This window comes from Citrobacter sp. MGH103, from assembly GCF_001034475.2.
In the GTDB taxonomy this organism is placed as follows: Bacteria; Pseudomonadota; Gammaproteobacteria; order Enterobacterales; family Enterobacteriaceae; genus Citrobacter; species Citrobacter freundii.
Genome location: NZ_CP073043.1, coordinates 621690 through 640763, shown reverse-complemented (window position 1 = coordinate 640763; position 19074 = coordinate 621690). Strand labels below are relative to the sequence as shown.

At 53.6% G+C, this 19074-nt stretch carries 16 protein-coding genes and 1 pseudogene; 8 read left to right on the top strand and 9 right to left on the bottom strand.

What is annotated here, in order from left to right:
• The first annotated feature begins 9 nt into the window (after positions 1-9).
• From dhaL to SK33_RS03105, 3 genes are all read left to right on the top strand, one after another.
• The gene (dhaL, locus tag SK33_RS03115; RefSeq protein WP_007372179.1) at positions 10-642 is read left to right on the top strand and encodes a dihydroxyacetone kinase subunit DhaL; all 633 of its coding nucleotides are present in this window, start codon (positions 10-12) and stop codon (positions 640-642) included.
• Between the two features lie 10 nt (positions 643-652).
• Positions 653-2071 carry a dihydroxyacetone kinase phosphoryl donor subunit DhaM gene (dhaM, locus tag SK33_RS03110; RefSeq protein ID WP_048218667.1) on the top strand — a complete coding sequence of 473 codons (1419 nt, stop codon included), beginning with the start codon at positions 653-655 and terminating at the stop codon, positions 2069-2071.
• A 74-nt stretch (positions 2072-2145) separates the two neighbouring features.
• On the top strand, positions 2146-3795 hold the full coding sequence (locus SK33_RS03105; protein WP_048218668.1) for a glycerone kinase: 1650 nt from the start codon (positions 2146-2148) through the stop codon (positions 3793-3795).
• A gap of 103 nt (positions 3796-3898) precedes the next feature.
• On the opposite strand, the gene SK33_RS03100 is transcribed toward SK33_RS03105, so the two are convergent.
• A complete protein-coding gene (locus tag SK33_RS03100; RefSeq protein WP_007372176.1) occupies positions 3899-4669 on the bottom strand; it encodes a siderophore-interacting protein in 771 nt (256 codons plus the stop codon).
• A gap of 239 nt (positions 4670-4908) precedes the next feature.
• Between SK33_RS03100 and SK33_RS26360 the strand changes: the two are divergent.
• The 3 genes and pseudogenes from SK33_RS26360 to SK33_RS03085 form a co-directional block, all read left to right on the top strand.
• A pseudogene (locus tag SK33_RS26360) lies at positions 4909-5126 on the top strand (PadR family transcriptional regulator); the annotation flags it as partial.
• Between the two features lie 48 nt (positions 5127-5174).
• Complete coding sequence (locus tag SK33_RS03090) at positions 5175-5717, top strand: hypothetical protein (protein WP_226988882.1); 543 nt, start codon at positions 5175-5177, stop codon at positions 5715-5717.
• Entirely contained in the window at positions 5714-8287 is a 2574-nt protein-coding gene (locus SK33_RS03085) for a DEAD/DEAH box helicase (protein ID WP_048218670.1), read from the top strand. Before SK33_RS03090 ends, SK33_RS03085 begins: the two co-directional genes overlap by 4 nt.
• Before the next feature lie 90 nt (positions 8288-8377).
• On the opposite strand, the gene SK33_RS03080 is transcribed toward SK33_RS03085, so the two are convergent.
• From SK33_RS03080 to SK33_RS03045, 8 genes are all read right to left on the bottom strand, one after another.
• On the bottom strand, positions 8378-8911 hold the full coding sequence (locus SK33_RS03080) for an inovirus Gp2 family protein (protein WP_373886939.1): 534 nt from the start codon (positions 8909-8911) through the stop codon (positions 8378-8380).
• A 74-nt stretch (positions 8912-8985) separates the two neighbouring features.
• Positions 8986-9966, bottom strand: a complete 981-nt coding sequence (locus SK33_RS03075; protein ID WP_000019445.1) for an IS5-like element ISKpn26 family transposase — start codon at positions 9964-9966, stop codon at positions 8986-8988.
• A 45-nt stretch (positions 9967-10011) separates the two neighbouring features.
• Positions 10012-11169, bottom strand: coding sequence for a TolC family outer membrane protein (locus tag SK33_RS03070; protein ID WP_082138496.1), 1158 nt, complete (start codon positions 11167-11169; stop codon positions 10012-10014).
• Positions 11170-12110: 941 nt separating this feature from the next.
• The gene (locus SK33_RS03065; RefSeq protein WP_071524484.1) at positions 12111-12434 is read right to left on the bottom strand and encodes a DUF1889 family protein; all 324 of its coding nucleotides are present in this window, start codon (positions 12432-12434) and stop codon (positions 12111-12113) included.
• A gap of 112 nt (positions 12435-12546) precedes the next feature.
• Positions 12547-14358, bottom strand: a complete 1812-nt coding sequence (locus SK33_RS03060; RefSeq protein ID WP_048218672.1) for a diol dehydratase reactivase subunit alpha — start codon at positions 14356-14358, stop codon at positions 12547-12549.
• A 10-nt stretch (positions 14359-14368) separates the two neighbouring features.
• The gene (locus SK33_RS03055) at positions 14369-14797 is read right to left on the bottom strand and encodes a diol dehydratase small subunit (protein WP_007372193.1); all 429 of its coding nucleotides are present in this window, start codon (positions 14795-14797) and stop codon (positions 14369-14371) included.
• 2 nt (positions 14798-14799) lie between these two features.
• On the bottom strand, positions 14800-15384 hold the full coding sequence (locus SK33_RS03050) for a propanediol/glycerol family dehydratase medium subunit (protein WP_003024724.1): 585 nt from the start codon (positions 15382-15384) through the stop codon (positions 14800-14802).
• Positions 15385-15395: 11 nt separating this feature from the next.
• Positions 15396-17063: a propanediol/glycerol family dehydratase large subunit gene (locus tag SK33_RS03045; RefSeq protein WP_048218673.1), complete on the bottom strand. Its 1668-nt coding sequence runs from the start codon at positions 17061-17063 to the stop codon at positions 15396-15398.
• A gap of 392 nt (positions 17064-17455) precedes the next feature.
• Here SK33_RS03045 and SK33_RS03040 point away from each other — a divergent pair, with 392 nt between their 5' ends.
• Positions 17456-17884, top strand: a complete 429-nt coding sequence (locus tag SK33_RS03040; protein WP_003024730.1) for a GlcG/HbpS family heme-binding protein — start codon at positions 17456-17458, stop codon at positions 17882-17884.
• 22 nt (positions 17885-17906) lie between these two features.
• Positions 17907-19070, top strand: coding sequence for a 1,3-propanediol dehydrogenase (gene dhaT, locus SK33_RS03035; protein ID WP_003024734.1), 1164 nt, complete (start codon positions 17907-17909; stop codon positions 19068-19070).
• Positions 19071-19074: the final 4 nt, after the last annotated feature.

Sequence of the window (19074 nt, the reverse complement as noted above, 5' to 3'; positions counted from 1 at the left end):
GAGCACGACATGTCACTGAACAGAACGCAAATCGTCGACTGGCTGTACCGCTGTGGCGACATTTTCACCAAACAGAGCGATTTTCTCACCGGCCTTGATAAAGAGATCGGCGACGCCGACCACGGCCTCAATATGCATCGCGGCTTCAGCAAAGTGGTCGAAAAGCTGCCGTCGATCGCCGATAAAGACATCGGTTTTATTCTCAAGAATACCGGGATGACGCTGCTTTCCAACGTCGGCGGCGCCAGCGGCCCGCTGTTCGGCACCTTCTTTATCCGCGCCGCCCAGGTCACCCAGGCGCATCAGAGCCTGACCCTCGACGAGCTTTATCAGATGATCCGCGAAGGCGCGGACGGCGTCGTCAACCGTGGTAAAGCGGAGCCGGGCGATAAGACGATGTGCGACGTCTGGCTGCCGGTGGTGGAATCCCTGCGTCATTCCAGCGAGCAACATCTGTCTATCCCTGCCGCGCTGGATGCCGCCTGCGAAGTGGCCGAGCGCGCCGCCCACGCCACCATCACCATGCAGGCGCGTAAAGGCCGCGCCAGCTATCTCGGCGAGCGCAGCATCGGGCATCAGGATCCCGGCGCGACCTCGGTGCTGTTTATGGTTCAGATGCTGGCTGCCGCCGCCAAAGAGTAAGGAAATCGCGATGGTAAACCTGGTTATTGTTTCTCATAGCGCCCGGCTGGGCGAAGGTGTCGGAGAACTGGCCCGGCAGATGTTAATGAACGATGGCTGTAAGCTGGCGATCGCCGCCGGGATCGACGATCCCGACAGCCCGATCGGCACCGATCCGATTAAAGTCATGGAGGCGATCGAATCCGTCGCCGATACCGACCATGTTCTGGTGATGATGGATATCGGCAGCGCCCTGCTCAGCGCCGAAACCGCCCTCGATCTGCTCGATCCGGCGATGGCGGCAAAGGTGCGGCTGTGCGCCGCGCCGCTGGTCGAAGGGACGCTGGCGGCCACCGTCAGCGCCGCCTCCGGCGCCGGGATCGACAAAGTTATCGCCGATGCCATGAACGCCCTGGAAGCCAAGCGGGTTCAGCTGGGTTTACCTTCGCACACGCCTGACGCCGCCGCCCCAACGCTTGCTGACGACGGCGATGCTAAATCGGTTTCAGTCATTATTAACAATCACAACGGCCTGCACGTGCGTCCGGCATCAAAGCTGGTCGCCGCGCTGGCGGGTTTTAACGCCGACCTGGTGCTGGAGAAAAACGGCAAATGCGTCACCCCGGACAGTCTGAATCAAATCGCTCTGCTACAGGTGCGCCGCCACGATAAGCTGCGCCTGCTGGCCCGCGGTCCGGACGCCGATGCGGCGCTGGCGGCGTTTCAGGCGCTGGCCGCCGATAACTTCGGCGAGTCGCCGGAGGCGCAGCCGACAGCGGAATCCGCCATACCTGCGCGTGTTGAAGGCGCCGCGATGCTTTATCCGCAGGCGCCGATCCAACCGGCGCTCCCCGCCGCCGCCGACATCGCCCGCGAGCAGCAGCGCCTGCGCCAGGCGATCGACCAGACGCTGGCCGATCTCAATGCGCTCACCGAGCTGGCGGAACACAAATTTAACGCCGATATCGCGGCGATCTTCGCCGGTCATCACACCTTGCTCGACGATGAAGATCTGTTTGATGCCGCCAACGATCGCCTGCTCACCGAACAGTGCTCGGCGGAATGGGCGTGGCATCAAGTGCTGATGGAGCTCAGCCAGCAGTATCGTCAGCTGGATGACGCCTATCTGCAGGCCCGTTATATCGATGTCGACGATATTCTGCAGCGCACGCTGCGCCATCTGCAGGGTATTAAGGAGACGCTGCCATTCGCCAGTGAGCCGACGATTATTATCGCCGACAATATTTATCCCTCGACTGTACTCCAACTGGATGCCAGCAAGGTCACCGGCCTGTGCCTGCGCGACGGCAGCGAACAGGCCCACGGCGCGATTATCGCCCGCGCGGCGGGGATCGCCTGGCTATGCCAGCAGGGCGAAGCGCTGAATGATATTCAGCCTGGCGAAGCCATCACGCTCGATATGCGTCTGCAACGTCTTATTCGTCGCTAAATCCACTTTGACCGTTACCACTCCGGGGGCCCGCCTCCGGAGGGTGAGTTTTCGCTTACTGATCAGGAACCACTATGTCTCAATTCTTTTTTAACCAGCGCGCCAGCCTCGTTAACGACGTGATCGAGGGAACCATTATTGCCAGCCCGTGGAACAACCTCGCCCGCCTGGAGAGCGACCCGGCGATCCGTGTAGTGGTACGCCGCGATCTGAATAAAAACAACGTGGCGGTGATTTCCGGCGGCGGTTCAGGACACGAACCGGCGCACGTCGGCTTTATTGGTAAAGGCATGCTGACCGCCGCGGTCTGCGGCGATCTGTTCGCCTCGCCGAGCGTCGATGCGGTACTCACCGCGATTCAGGCGGTGACCGGCGAGGCGGGCTGTCTGCTGATCGTTAAAAACTACACCGGCGATCGGCTTAACTTCGGCCTCGCGGCGGAGAAAGCGCGCCGTCTTGGCTATAACGTAGAGATGCTGATCGTCGGCGACGATATTTCGCTGCCGGATAACAAACAGCCGCGCGGTATCGCCGGGACTATTCTTGTGCATAAGGTGGCGGGTTATTTCGCCGAGCGCGGCTTCAACCTCGCCACCGTCCTGCGTGAAGCGCAATACGCCGCCAACCATACCGCCAGCATCGGGGTGGCGCTGGCCAGCTGTCACCTGCCGCAGGAAGCGGAAAGCGCGCCGCGCCATCAGCCCGGCCACGCCGAGCTGGGGATGGGCATCCACGGCGAACCGGGAGCCTCGACGATCGCGACCCATAACAGCGCGGAAATCATGCAGATTATGGTAGAGAAGCTGACCGCCGCTCTACCTGAAACCGGCCGCCTGGCGGTGATGCTCAATAATCTCGGCGGCGTGTCGGTGGCCGAGATGGCGATTCTGACCCGCGAGCTGGCCAACACCCCACTCCATGCGCGCGTTGACTGGTTGATTGGCCCGGCTTCGCTGGTAACGGCGCTGGATATGAAAGGCTTCTCGCTGACCACTATCGTGCTGGAAGAGAGCATTGAAAAGGCGCTGCTGTCGGATGTCGAAACCGCCAGTTGGCAGAAGCCGGTGCAGCCGCGGGCTGTTAATATCATGCCGTCCGCGCTCGCCAGCGCACGCGTCGCCTTTACGCCATCGGCCAACCCGCAGGTGGGCGATTACGTGGCGCAGGTGACCAGCACCCTCTCCGGCCTCGAAACCCATCTCAACGCGCTTGACGCCAAAGTGGGCGACGGCGATACCGGCTCCACTTTCGCCGCTGGCGCGCGTGAGATTGCCGCTCTATTGCAACGCCAGCAACTGCCGCTCAATGATTTACCCACGCTGTTCGCGCTAATTGACGAACGCCTGACGGTGGTGATGGGCGGCTCCAGCGGCGTATTGATGTCGATTTTCTTCACCGCCGCCGGGCAGAAGCTGGAGCAAGGCGCCAGCATGGCGGAAGCGCTGAACGCCGGTCTGGGGCAGATGAAATTTTACGGCGGCGCCGATGAGGGCGACCGGACGATGATTGACGCTCTACAGCCGGCGCTGGCGGCGCTGCTGGCCGAACCGGATAATCTGCAGGCCGCTTTCGCCGCGGCGCAGGCCGGCGCGGATCGCACCTGCCAGTCGAGCAAAGCCGGCGCCGGACGCGCCTCCTATCTCAATAGCGAGAGCCTGCTCGGCAATATGGACCCCGGCGCCCACGCGGTGGCGATGGTGTTTAAGGCGCTGGCGGAACGCTAAGCCTCACCCGGTGGCGCTGCGCTTACCGGGGCGACATAACACCATTGAAAGGTAGCCCGGAGAAGGCGCAACGCGCCGCCATCCGGGTTTACCACACTGCCGATTATTTGCTATGCCAGTACGCCTGCGAACGCACCAGTTGCTGATCGATACTCGGCTCCTCAAAGCGCGCCAGCAGCGATTTCACCACGCCGCCTTCTCCGGTCAGCCAGATAAAATAATCTTCTGACGGCACCTTGACCTGAGCCAGCCGCTCGGCGACGAACGCCGGGTTGTGGCCTACCACCCATTCGATATTAAAGCCGTCGAGATCCGCCAGATAATCTTTATACGAAGCATCCGCGACGGTGACGATGGCCGTCACCTGCGGCGTCACCGGCAGCTGACGTAATCCCAGCAGGCGACGGCGCAGCGCCGGCATGCCCGACTCGTCACAGACATAAAGCTGCCAGGCGTAATCTTCCGGCACCACCAGCGAGCCGCGCGGCCCGCCGATCACCAGCTTATCGCCGATGTTGGCTTCCAGCGCCCAGCGGCTGGCAATACCGCCATCGTGGATATAAAAATCGTAAGCCAGCTCGTGGCGTTCGGCATCGTACAGCGGCGTGTAGTCGCGGGTCGCCGGGCGCACGCCCTCGCCCCAGTTAATGCCTTCGTCGGTCACTTCCGGCGGCGTAAATACGCTGCCCGCCTGCGGGAAAAACAGTTTGGTGTGGTCGTCAAAACCTTGTGAAACAAAGCCATCCAGCGCCTCGCCCCCCAGCACGATCCGCTGGAACGCCTGGCCGATACGCTCAACGCGCAGCACGGTTAATTCGCGAAAACGTAGTTCGTTACGCACGCGCTGTGGGTAGCGTGAGGTGTTTTTTGTCATTTTTTCGCCTTCGTGAAGATAATACGATATATCTAAATTTATTTTTAAATGATAATGATTGCTAATCAAAAAGATTGCAAGCACTTTTTTGATATAGTCAGCTTGAGATTAAACAGCTATCAGCAATCCATAAAAACCATTAATAATCATTAAATTAAACAAAAATTATTTTATAGACTTGCAAGTCGATAAACTTTAGATATAAATTAGATATATCTAAATAACATCAGGAGACGATGATGCAAAACCATCATGAAGGTTGCTGTAAACATACAGAGCACCAACACGAAGGCTGCTGCAAGGGTGAAGGACATCACCACGAAAGCCGCCACAGTGAGCACCATGCAGGCTGCTGCAAAAGTGAAGAGCATCGCCACGCAGGCTGTCACCAGGAACATCACCACGAACAGGGTGCGGACGCCGCCACGGTCGCGGCGGAGGTGGTGGTCGTCGCCAGTGCATCTCCGTCACTAACAACGAAGTCGCTGCCGACGAACAGAAAAAATTGCGCGAACAGGGCTTAAGGCCTGGAGATCCTGATTGGGAAAAGTGGGGGATCTGTGATTATATCACCAAACCACGTGTACAAGCTGCTATCACAGGCAAAACGCCGAATGAACAACCGATTAAGGTCAATTATAGGTTTACAGACGAGTTCCCAATGTCTGACGGTTTTGAGGAAAATGCCGAGTTTTTCACTCTGACCTACGAAGCTGAGAAGTCGGTTAGCCACAACTTGGCCTTTGTTCGCATTGCGCCGTTGCTATGGCTACGCGCGGGTGCGCGCGGCGAACGTATTGAAAAAATACCTACTAAAGGATGGGAAGTGACCGATGCGTACGGTCTACTGCTAGATGTAGACCAAGCAACCCCATTCATTGAAGCCATTGATACCTCCAGTGGCGTGTGCGTGGCTTTCATCGTTACTGATGATGACCGTCACTTCCAGTCTGTAACAAAACGTTTGCCAAAAGATGTTGAACCAGTGCGGTTATACGAGTCGTACCTGACCAATTTCAGCTTCACCAGTGGGGAATGGACAGAATGAAATTTACTCTCAAGGACTATCAGCGCGATGCGGTACATGATGCTCTGGCGAATCTCAGGAAGGCTCGACGTTACTGGCACAACGAGAGCGACAAAAGCGCCTTCTCTTTAACGGCTGTAACCGGTGCGGGTAAGACCGTCATGGCTGCTGCTGCATTTGAAGCATTGTTTCATGGTGACGACGAATTTAATTTCGATGCAGATCCCGGCGCGGTGGTGATCTGGTTCAGTGATGATCCAGCACTGAATGAGCAAACCCGTTTTCGCCTGATGGAGGCGAGTGACCGTATCAACTACAACGATATGGTGGTAGTTGAACATCCCTTCAGTCGGCGTAAGTTTCAGGCTGGAAAAATCTATTTCCTTAACACGCAGAAGTTTGGCAAAAAAAGCCTCGTGGTGCGCGGGTTCGATGATAAAGGCGGCCTTTTCGAAGCAGCCCCTGATGCACAGGCTTATACGCTGTGGGATACCATCCAGAACACCATCGAAGACCCGGATCTGACCCTTTACTTAGTGCTGGATGAAGCGCACAGAGGGATGGGCTCGTCAACGGCTTCCAGTGAAGCTGCTAAGAGTACTATTGTACAACGGCTTATCAATGGTTCGGCTGGAGTGAAGGGTATTCCAGTAGTGTGGGGTATTTCCGCCACAGTTGAACGTTTCGACAAAGCCATTGCCAATGCTGGTCATCATGTCAAACTGCCGAATGTGGTGGTTGACCCCGCTAAAGTGCAGGAATCTGGACTTATCAAGGACGATATCATTCTGGGTGTGCCTGATGAAGCTGGTGACTTCGATACCGTGTGGGTACGCCGTGCTGCCGACAAACTCAGGGAAGCGACCGATGCCTGGGCAGAGTACGCAAGACAGCAGGAAACCGTGCGCGAAGTAGTGCCGCTAATGGTATTCCAGGTACCTAATACGCCTGACCCGAATGAGGTGGGGCGTTGGCTGGATACGTTATTCTCCCGTTATCCTGAATTGTCCATTGACAGTGTTGCTCATGTCTTCGGTGAACACACCACACAACGTTTCGGCCAACATCAGGTGCCTTATATTGAACCGCAGCGGGTGCAGGAATCAACCTGGATGCGAGTACTGATTGCTAAAGATGCCATCAGCACTGGCTGGGATTGCCCACGTGCCGAAGTGATGGTTTCCTTCCGCGCAGCCAGCCACAGGACGCATATTACGCAATTGTTGGGGCGTATGGTGCGTACCCCATTGGCGAGGCGTATTCCGGGTAATGAGCGTTTAAACTCTGTAGAATGCCTGTTGCCCAAGTTTAATACCAATACCGTGAGAGATGTCGTCAATACCTTGTTTAAGGGCGATGATACCTCTCCTCCAAGCGGACGCATCCTGGTTAACCCTGTGGAGATGAAACCTAACCCGGCTGCTTCAACTGCCGTATGGGAAGCATTTGAAGCGCTACCTTCGCAAACCCGACCACAGAAAGGAGCCAGACCCGCCAGACGTCTGACCGCGCTGGCACAGGAACTGGTTGATGACGGCATTCTTGATGGGGCAGTCAGGAAAGCCCATGCTGCTTTGCACGCTGTTCTGGACAAGTTCCAGATAGAAAATGCCGAGAAAATCAAAAACAAACGCAATGCAGTGCTCGTCGTAGATGGTAAGGCTGTGGTTGCCAGCCTCAAGAACAAAGCAATGACCTTCAACGAATTCTGGGAGGAGGCGGACGTAACGGTGATTTATGACGCCTACCGGCGTGCAGCCCGAATTTTCAGCCCGGATGTTTCACGTACCTATGTCGAATATCTGGCCGATAAGGTCGCGGATCGAGAAGAGGATGCTGAGGAGTATTTGGAAGCAATCATGGAAGCTCGTGTGACCGTTGCTGGCATGGGGCTGGTGATGGAGGTGCAGGATTACTTCGATGGCGAGGCCGATAGACTGGCGAAGGCGTGGCTGGCCGAGTACACACCGCAAATCAAGTCATTGAAAGATGAGCGTAAAGAGGCCTATCGTCAAATCGTCGAAATGAGTACCGAACCGCAGGATGTGGATCTGGTCAGGCCGGCGAACAAGTTTGAAATGACCAGGGTGCGTGAAGGTGAAAAGGAAGCTGACCTTCCAGTCTGGAAACACCATTTGTTGTGTGACGAAAACGGGATCTATCCGGCTCTGTTGAACCATTGGGAAACCAAGGTTTTTGAGATCGAAACCAAACGTGAAGGATTTGCTTTCTGGTATCGTAATCCACAGTACACAGGGCAGTCGTCACTGGGAATCGCTTATGTTGAAGCTGAACAGTACAAGATTGTTCGTCCCGATTTCCTATTCTTTGCCGAACAGGATGGCGAAATGATTGTGGACCTGGTAGATCCACATGGCCTGCATCTGGCTGATGCCTTGCCTAAACTGAAAGGACTGGCGCTATATGCCGAACACCATCCTGATGCTTACAGGCGAATCGAATCCGTCGCCGAAGTAAAAGGTAAATTACGGGTGTTAGATTTGAAACGGCAGGATGTGCAGGATGCTGTTGCTAATGCTGAAAATGCAGAAACGTTATTTAGTAGCGGACTTGCTGATGACTATCAGTAATCTATAGAAAATTGCGTAACGAAACTGCATTTCAGTAATTAGTTGAGGCAATACAAATATGGCCTTCTCACTGAGAAGGCCATTGCCGACTTACAGATCGATTTGGCTACAGCCGAAGTTACGATCCCCTTCACCAAACACTTTAGACTCAACTTTGGTCAGGTAGTCCAGCCGGGTTAGCAGTGCCTGGTAATGATCCTCAAAGTCAGGGTCTTCGTTATCTAGTACGTAACGACAGTTATCAGGGAATGTCACCAGGTCAGGGCAATCATCCCGTTGCAACGCTAGAGCGCTGTACCATGCACCTGTAATCATCCCTCTCAGGTTGTCTTCTCGTTCGTAATCCCCAAGGTGGTAGTAAGCGTCTTTGTTGAACAGCAGACAAATGTGGTAGTGGCATTTACCCGATTCGGAATATTCTTTAGCCCACATAATAAATAATGGACAACGGTAAATACGCTTACCTTCACGCTTCTTACGGATGCGATCAGCATCCAGCTTAGCTTTAAGGGACTCACGCATTCGGGATATCACACCTGGTTCAAGATTAGGGAAGGTGCGAATAAGCAGGTCATTTCTTCCCAAGCTGACTCGCTGATTAAAATTTCGCGGATCTGGGCCGATTTTTTTCCCGCAAACACATCGAATCAGCCTATTTAGGCTATTTTTTCCACCATTTCTGGCGTTATTTCCGGTTTTTACTGAGATCTCTCCCACTGACGTATCATTTGGTCCACCCGAAACAGGTTGGCCAGGGTGAATAACATCGCCAGTTGGTTATCGTTTTTCAGCAGCCCCTTGTATCTGGCTTTCACGAAGCCGAACTGCCGCTTGATGATGCGAAACGGGTGCTCCACCCTGGCACGGATGCTGGCTTTCATGTATTCGATGTTGATGGCCGTTTTGTTCTTGCGCGGATGCTGCTTCAAGGTTTTTACCTTGCCGGGACGCTCGGCGATCAGCCAGTCCACATCCACCTCGGCCAGCTCCTCGCGCTGTGGCGCTCCTTGGTAGCCGGCATCGGCTGAGACAAATTGCTCCTCTCCATGAAGCAGATTACCCAGCTGATTGAGGTCATGCTCGTTGGCCGCGGTGGTGACCAGGCTGTGGGTCAGGCCACTCTTGGCATCGACACCAATGTGGGCCTTCATGCCAAAGTGCCACTGATTGCCTTTCTTGGTCTGATGCATCTCCGGATCGCGTTGCTGCTCTTTGTTCTTGGTAGAGCTGGGTGCCTCAATGATGGTGGCATCCACCAAAGTACCTTGGGTCATCATGACGCCTGCTTCGGCCAGCCAGCGATTGATGGTCTTGAACAATTGACGGGCCAGTTGATGCTGCTCGAGCAGGTGGCGGAAATTCATGATGGTGGTGCGATCCGGCAGGGCGCTATCCAGGGATAATCGGGCAAACAGGCGCATGGAGGCGATTTCGTACAGGGCATCTTCCATGGCACCGTCGCTCAGGTTGTACCAATGCTGCATGCAGTGAATACGCAGCATGGTCTCCAGCGGATAGGGCCGTCGGCCATTGCCCGCCTTGGGATAAAACGGCTCGATGACAGCGGTCATATTCTGCCATGGCAGAATCTGCTCCATGCGGGAGAGGAAAATCTCTTTTCGGGTCTGACGGCGCTTAGTGCTGAATTCACTATCGGCGAAGGTGAGTTGATGGCTCATGATGTCCCTCTGGGATGCGCTCCGGATGAATATGATGATCTCATATCAGGAACTTGTTCGCACCTTCCCTTGTTCAACGCTTAGTAAGTCATTAATACTTCTTTTGCTAAGGGTATATTCATTTTTATAAACCTCGCGAGCACGCAGAGCGCTCTGCAATTGTATATTCCCGGCATTCATTCTACCGTGTGCTCCAGACCAGTCCGCCATAGCAACTGACGCTTTTTGTAGTACATCAAATCGAGCCTGATCGACTTGCGACATCGCCATTGTTCTTGCGCCTTCAGCCTGGTGAACTCGCGCTGAAACCGAACCGCCCTGGTAAATAGGGGCATCAATATTTAACTGAATCTGATCGTCCCAATAGCTTCGGTTATCCGATTCATAACGCGTACGTCCACCTTTAAGGCTTAGAGTCGGCCAGTGCTGTGATTTTGCTTTTTCAACGGCATACTGAGCAGACGTTTCCATTGTCCTTGCGGCGAGCACAGATGGAATTAATGAATAATCAATATTATCAAGAGAATCCTCTCGAACGACTAATGCCTCAGGCACGGGTTGCAACTGCTCTGCATCAATACCGCTTAAAACAGCCAGTCTTGCCCGCGCGCTACTCAGCGCTGCATTGTATTGTTCAAACGTTGCCTGCATTCCCGCGACACGCGCTTGCGTCTGAAGCTCATCGGACGTAGAACTCAAACCAGCCTCTGCGCGCAATCGCGCCATATGCTGAACATTTTTAAGCGCAGTAATATTTTCTTTCGCTGCTTGTGTCAGTTCGGTATAGCGTCTGACTTCAACGTAGCTGAGAGCCGTTTTCTCAGCGACACCAGTCAATGTAGCCATAAGCTGGTACCGGTAACTATCTCGTTGTGCTTCAGACTGACTGATTGCGCTGTTCGTTTTGCCAAAATCATAGACAAGCTGCGTCAGACTTAGCCCCCATGCTGCTGAGTTTTTTAGTGAGCCGCTTGAGTCTGTCGTCTGGCTATGCCCTGTATTGCCATTAAGTGATATTTGCGGCATCCAACCACTTCGTGCTTCGTCTATTTGCGCCTGGCCGATTCCCATTTGCGCGGCCTGCTGACTTATTGATGGGTCACGGTCAAAAGCAAAAAGAATACTTTCCTTCAGCGTCACAGACGCAACTCGGGCTGTGTTCGGTGTACCGTTATAGGCTTTCGCAGTACCACATACGATCATACCTGCAAATAAAAAATAAAATATTGTGTGCCTTAGGGGTACAAAAATCCGCACATGAGCCTCCTTATTAATAGGGTAGATTCTCCTCCAGGATTCGTTTTTTAACCATTTGTCAAATAAGGAATAAATTTCCTTTCTCAACAATGAGCTCATTTATCAAGAAATGGTGAAATAGGATTTTCCCTAGTGAATATTATTAATTGACTTGGAGCATAACAAATACTTTACACCCTAACCATACCCACAATGTTAATGTGATGTTAATAGAATAAAGAATATTGCGGGATCTTTATAAAAGTCTGAAAGGTTGTTTTTTATACAAACATGAAAACTCTTTGTTATAAATAGGATTATTACCTCCCAGTAAATGAACATTTTTGCGTTAATTTCACAGCGTACTTAACACAAAGATTTTCAAACAAATGTCAATTTGTACCAAGACTATAGAATTTATTGACAAATATTTTTTGAATGGTCTTTTACTCAGGAGAGAAAAATAGTTGTAGATTTGATTGATACACATGGGCCACTATCGCTGAAGTGAAGGAAAATTGTGGGCTTTGGATTGAAAATAACAGGTGTGCTGGATGCTGCTGCTCGGGCTGCGAATGCAAATATTATTCAGCAACGGACTTGCTAATGACTATCAATAATCTGTGGAAAATTTAGTAATAAAAGAATATTTCAGTAAATATAATGAGGTTGACGCAATATAATTCTGATTATTGAGTCTTCTTTGTGAGGTGAGTCGCCACGGATAATCCAGGTACTACTGAGAAGTTGATAATATCTCTATGTGCAGGAGTTAAAGAAAAGCTATTAGATTACCTCGCTTTTGCGGTGCGAAACGCCTGCCTGGCAACAAGCATGTCACTAGCCCTCCTTTGGACGCCGCCATCCCGAGATGGAAACGTCCGTTAGAGTTTGATTCGATAGTCAGCTCACACTAGCTCTTTGAGCTGCTCCTGCATATAGGTTGAAAAATACTCTGGGTTCTTGATAAGGATGCGGTTACCGGAGGCGACTTTTTCTGCCCATCCGGCCACTTTTTTCGTGAACTCGGGATTCCATCCCTCCTGCTCACCTCGTGCCATTACAGCTTCCGGACTCGCTGGCACACCTAAGTCATGCAAATACTTTAAGATTCCCTTAGCGGTACTTTCGTCCATTGAATGGGGTACTGACGCCGAAGTGTTCATACCACCAATAAAATCCAATGCTTTCTCAATTGCTGTTGGCATGCTCTTATCCTTAAAATTAACCACGTGAGAGACACATTTATACTATGTACCCAACTCCGCCGGGATATCAAAGAGAACATCGCCTTTATTTGACTTACCCCGCAGCTAAACGCTTGCGCGACTGTTTTCTGCGCTATTATTTTGCATCTCCGGCTAAAACCAGTCCGGTTGCCACCGCATTACGCGGCCCTTCGGTACCTCGAATATTGCCCTGCCCGGCGACAACGCCGTAATGCGCCAGCGCATCGGTGATCATCTGTGGGATTTCGAAATCCAGCGAAGAACCGCCTACCAGCACCACAAAAGTCATATCGCGAATAGATCCACCGGGTGACACCTGGCGTAACGCGCGCAGGCAGTTGGTCACAAAAACCTTCTCTTTGGCCTGTCGGCGCACCAGACGTATTTTTTCCAGCGAGGTCTGGTTATCTACCGGGATCAGCTCGCCCTCTTTCAAATACACCACTTTGGCAAACACCGACGGGCTGAGCGGTTCGCGGAAAAACTCTACCGCGCCGTTCTCATGGCGAATGCTGAACAGGCTCTCCACTTTTGCCAGCGGGTATTTTTTAATTTCCTCTGCCAGAAATGCATCGCTTAAGCCCAGCTCTGTTTGAATCAACAGGCTGACCATATTCCCCGCCCCGGCCAGATGTACCGCTTTCACTACGCCATCGCTATTGATGACGGCTGCATCGGTAGATCCTGCGCCTAAATCGAGGATTGCCAGCGGCGCAGCGCATCCAGGCGTTGTTAACGCCCCCGCTACAGCCATGTTGGCCTCCACGCCACCAACCTCAACCAGAGTGTTTAACCGGGCGCTCAGCTCACTCGCGATGGCCTGCATCTGTAAGCGATCGGCTTTCACCATCGCCGCAATGCCCACGGCGTTCTCCATTGAACACTCTCCGGCGATGCCGCCCTGCACCTTACGCGGAATAAATGTATCGACCGCCAACAGATCCTGAATATGCACCGTGTTCATGTCATGACCGGTCAGTGAGGCCATCACCTTTCGCACCCGCTCCAGCATGCCGCCTGCGTGCGTACCAGCTTCCCCAGCAATATCGCGCACGGGCGCGCAGGCGCTCATCGCCTGCATAATGGCCTGCGCGCCTTGCGCTACGTCGGCTTCACCGCCACGCTTTTCACCACGGATAAAGATCTTACCCGCCGGGATCACTCTTGATTGCACATCGCCCTGCGGGGTTTTCAGCACCACGGCGGAACGGTTGCCAATCAGCGCTCTGGCGATGGGGACGATAGTTTGCGTTTCCTCGGGCGTCAGGGCAAAGAAGGTCGCAATGCCGTAAGGGTTCGACAGCACCCGTACCACCTGTCCCGGGGCCGCCACTTCCACCGCCGCCAGCACACCTTCCGGCACCTTCTCCAGCAGAGTGACTTCATCAACCACCGGCATTGGCCGATGCAGGCGATTATTCACCAGCACCCCATCATCTTTTTTCAGGATGGCCGCCACCACATTGACGCCGCGATCCAGCGCTTCATTGATAAACCAAACCGCCTCAAGGAAATCCATCTCCTCACCGACCAACGGGATCCAGCCCTGGGCAAATCGATCCTCGCTCAACGCCGCCAACTTCTCCACGGCGATGGTGGTTCCCATGCCCACGCCAACGCCACCGGGCGTTTGCGGGTTATGACCAATCATCGTCGATTCGGTAATGATGGTTTCAGTGATGGTTTCCATCGCCACATCGCCAATCACCGGTGCGGCCTCGTTGATGCAAATTTTTGCTACGTCCTGCAGCGACCACGGCGTGTTATTCAGCGCCTGCTGCAGGGACGCGACTACCCCGGCGATATTATCCCGCGTGCCTTTCATACCGGTCGTGGCGACAATCCCGCTGCCGATAAACCGGCCATCCTGCGCCAACGCCACTTCGGTGGTGGCGTTGCCGATATCGATCCCTGCAATTAACGGCATGCTGCCTCCGTCACTGGCTGCCTTTACGCAGCTTATTTCTCTGCTGGTATACCTCTGCCGATTCGCGGACAAACCCAGCGTTCACCGTGGCATGCCATGTGTGTTCCAGTTCATCGGCAATGGCCTGCAACTCGGCGAACGAAGAACGAAACGGCCGCAGCGCGTTGTAGATCTCCAGAATGCGGGCATCCGGAATCGCAATCAGCTCTGCCGCACGACGAAAATTGCGCGCCACGGCATGACGCTGCATCTGCTCAGCAATCTGCGCCTGGTACTCCAGCGTTTGCTGAGAAATACGCACATCCTGCGGTCCTACGCGGCCCGCCAGCACATTCTCAAGAGTAATGTCGGTTAGCGGCTTGCCGCCAGGCGTCCGGATTTTCTCCGGGCAGCGGGTGGCTAATGGGTAATCCTGCGCGGTCATGATGTTGTCGTTCATGGTCATTCCCTTACCAGTGCAATATGCAACGTGACAGGCGCAGCATCCTGCACCACGTGTTTGGTTTCTTTGATGTGAAACAGCGCGGCCTTGGCCATAAATTTAGGGCGCACCATCTGGTCATTGACCACTGGCACCGGCGAAGGCGACTCTTTGCGTGCATATCGCGCGGCATTTTTACCAATCTGACGATAGGTTTCCAGCGTCAGCAGCGGAGCCTGAGAAAACAGTTCCAGGTTACTTAGCGGCAGCAGATCGCGCTGATGAATCACCGTGGTTCCTTTCGACTGGATGCCAATCCCGATGCCTGAGCCGCTGAGGTTTGCCGCATCCCATGCCATAAAAGAAACATCCGAGGTGCGCAGGATCCTCACTACCCGCGCATGCAATCCCTCTTCTTCAATCCCTGCCACCAGCTCTTTCAGAATCGCGTTGTGCGGCATATCAATTAGGGTTTTATGCTGGTGCTTGCCAAAGGCCGGGCCGACGCCAATCACCACTTCATCCACGCGTTCATCCGCGTTAGCCGCCTCGCCTTCGCTCACCTGTAAGGTGAAAACCGGCTTACGTTCAGTTGTGCATTCCACAGTGTTCCGCCTTATTCGATCGAGCTGGGCTGAACCACGCCCGCAATATTTTTAATTTCCGCCCAGCGTTCGGCACTGATGCGATAGCCGGTACCAGGTCCCTGATAATCATTGATGTCGTTGACGGCGCTGACGACGTCGAACTGGCGATCCAGAATGGCTGACGTTTGCAGGTAATCACCAGTAACACGCTGTCTCAGCATATTGAGGATATTGCTGGCGATATCTTCAAAACCGCTGCAACTCAACGCGCCGACGATATCCAGCCCGGTGATATTGCGCTTCATCATCTCTTCCACGGCCGCCAGATCCTCCACTACATTGCGCGCAGGCATATCTTTGCTGCCATGAGCATAAGTAGCGGCTTCCACTTCTTCATCGCTAATCAGCGGCAAGCTCAGTTCGTGGAACACCGCCTGAATGGCGCGTGCAGCCTTATTGCGTATAGCGATAGTTTCTTCTTCAGTCACCGGACGCAGACCGCCGTCAACCATCAGATCGCGTTGCAGGATGTTGTAATCATCGAAGTCTTCAGCGTCGAAATTCGACCCGGCAAACATGTTGTCGTAGTTGGGTACCGCGCTGTAACCAGAGAAAATAAAGTCGGTACCCGGCAGCATCTGCATCAGGGTGCGGGCAGTACGGCGAATATCGGAGTGAGAAAAGGTCTGATCATTGGCGGAGGCCACTTCAAGGTCGAGCATTGAGGCAATCAGGTTTTCCGCCAGCACCGCGCGGATCCCCGAAGGCACAGCGCCGGTCATGCCGATACAGCTGACCGCACCGTTTTGCAGCCCCTGTACGCCCGCGCCTTTAGTGATAAAAATGCAGCGCGACTCCAGATATAGCATCGATTTACTTTCGGAATAGCCCATCAGCGCTTCCGAGCCAGTGCCGGAGGTGTAGCGCATCTTCAGGCCGCGGGACGCATAAGCCGAGGCGAGAAACGCTTTGGACCACGGCGTGTCATCACCGTCGGTAAACACCGATTCTGTGCCATACACCGACACCGTTTCGGCATAACTGGTTAGCCCACGCATGCCCAGCTCCAGCTCCGTGGCCTCTTCAACGGAACATTGCGTCAGCACACCAGGACGACCGCACTGGGAACCCACCAGCAGCGCCAGGGCGTTAAACGGCGCGTAGCGGGCGATCCCGACCGTCGTTTCTTGCTCGGAAAAGCCACGGATCCCCGCTTCAGCAGCGTCGGCGGCAATCTGTACCGGGTTATCTTTCAGGTTGGTTACGTGGCACTGGTTGGAGGGCGTGCGTCTGGCACGCATTTTTTGCAGCGCCATCATCATCTCCACCACGTTCATTTTCGCCATCACTTCCACCGCTTTCGCCGGGGTGATGGCGGTGGTAATGGCAATAATCTCTTCCCGACTGACGTGGATATCCACCAGCATTCTGGCGATCTCCAGCGCGTCGAGCTGCATGGCGCGCTCGGCCTCAGCCACGTTAATGGCGTAGTCGGCAATGAAACGGTCAATCATGTCGAACTCGGCGCGGCTCTTACCGTCCAGCTCAACAATACGACCATTTTCCACCTTCACCGACGACGCTGGATCGTAGGGGCTTTCCATGGCGATCAGCCCCTCTTCAGGCCATTCGCCAATCAGCCCATCCTGATTTACAGGCCGCTTCGCAAGCACTTCGAATCGTTTTGATCTTCTCATGATTTATTGACTCAAAAGATAAAAAATAGGGACGCCGGGCCGCATTGCCGGGGACACAACACCCGGCATTCGCCTTTCATCAGCAATGGTCGAACTCTAAATGAGCAGAACAATAAAAAAATAAAATTAATTTCGTTCCAATTTGGCACCTAATAAAAACGCATCGTTTCATATTGAAACGCAATTCAGGAATATCCATCGTGAATTGTGACGAGGTTAAATGATCATTATCAATAAACGCAAAACCGGGAAGGTGAATTTAATATCTTTGAAATTTTCGCCCTATTGACTTAATAACGTGCGGCGAGAAAATAAGGTAAAGCCAATGATAAAAAAAGCTGTTGCGCGATATGTTTCGTGACCTCAGCCCTACAACATTTTCAGGAGAAACTGTGAATAAGAGCCAACAAATTGCCACCATTACGCTGGCGGCTGCAAAAAAAATGGCGCAGGCCGTTGAGGCTAAAGCGCTTGAGATCAGCGTTCCGGTGGTCTTTTCCGTGGTAGATCGCGGTGGGAATACGCTGCTAATGCAACGCATGGACGATGCGTTTGTCACCAGCTGTGATATCTCTCTTAATAAAGCGTATACCGCCTGCTGCCTGCGCCAGGGTACCCATGAAATTACGGACGCGGTACAACCCGGTGCTTCGCTATATGGTTTGCAGCTTACCAACCAACAGCGCATCGTTATTTTCGGCGGCGGTTTACCCGTCATATTAAACGGTAAATTAATTGGTGCCGTTGGCGTTAGTGGCGGCACCGTTGAACAAGACAGATTATTAGCAGAAACCGCACTGAATTGTTTCTCTGAATTATAATTTAAATCTAAGAAGGTATATTATGAGCTATCGTATGTTTGATTACCTGGTGCCAAATGTGAACTTCTTTGGCCCCAATGCTATTTCCGTTGTCGGCGAACGCTGCAAACTGTTAGGCGGTAAAAAAGCGCTGCTGGTTACTGATAAAGGTCTGCGGGCCATTAAAGACGGCGCGGTAGATAAAACCCTCGCCCATTTACGTGAAGCTGGCATTGACGTGGTGGTTTTTGATGGCGTTGAACCTAACCCCAAAGACACCAACGTGCGTGACGGTCTGGAAGTCTTTCGCAAAGAGCATTGCGATATCATCGTTACCGTCGGTGGCGGTAGCCCGCATGACTGCGGTAAAGGCATCGGTATCGCAGCAACTCACGAAGGCGATCTCTACAGCTATGCCGGGATTGAAACCCTGACCAACCCGCTGCCGCCGATCGTTGCGGTGAATACCACTGCCGGTACCGCCAGCGAAGTCACCCGCCACTGCGTGCTGACCAATACCAAAACCAAAGTGAAGTTTGTGATTGTCAGTTGGCGTAACCTGCCGTCGGTCTCCATTAACGATCCGCTGCTGATGCTTGGCAAACCCGCCCCGCTGACCGCCGCGACGGGTATGGACGCCCTGACCCACGCCGTGGAAGCCTATATTTCCAAAGATGCCAACCCGGTCACCGACGCTGCCGCTATTCAGGCTATTCGCCTGATCGCACGCAACTTGCGTCAGGCCGTAGCGCTGGGCAGCAACCTGAAAGCTCGCGAGAACATGGCCTACGCCTCCCTGCTGGCAGGTATGGCTTTCAACAACGCCAACCTCGGCTACGTTCACGCGATGGCGCATCAGCTTGGCGGTCTGTACGACATGCCGCACGGCGTGGCGAATGCCGTACTGCTGCCGCACGTGGCGCGCTATAACCTGATCGCTAACCCGGAAAAATTTGCCGATATTGCAGAGTTTATGGGCGAAAACACTGACGGACTTTCCACCATGGATGCCGCCGAACTGGCCATTCACGCCATTGCTCGTCTCTCTGCTGACATCGGCATTCCGCAGCATCTGCGCGATCTGGGTGTCAAAGAAGCCGATTTCCCGTACATGGCGGAAATGGCGCTGAAGGACGGCAACGCCTTCTCTAACCCGCGCAAAGGGAACGAGAAAGAAATTGCCGAGATCTTCCGTCAGGCATTCTGATAGT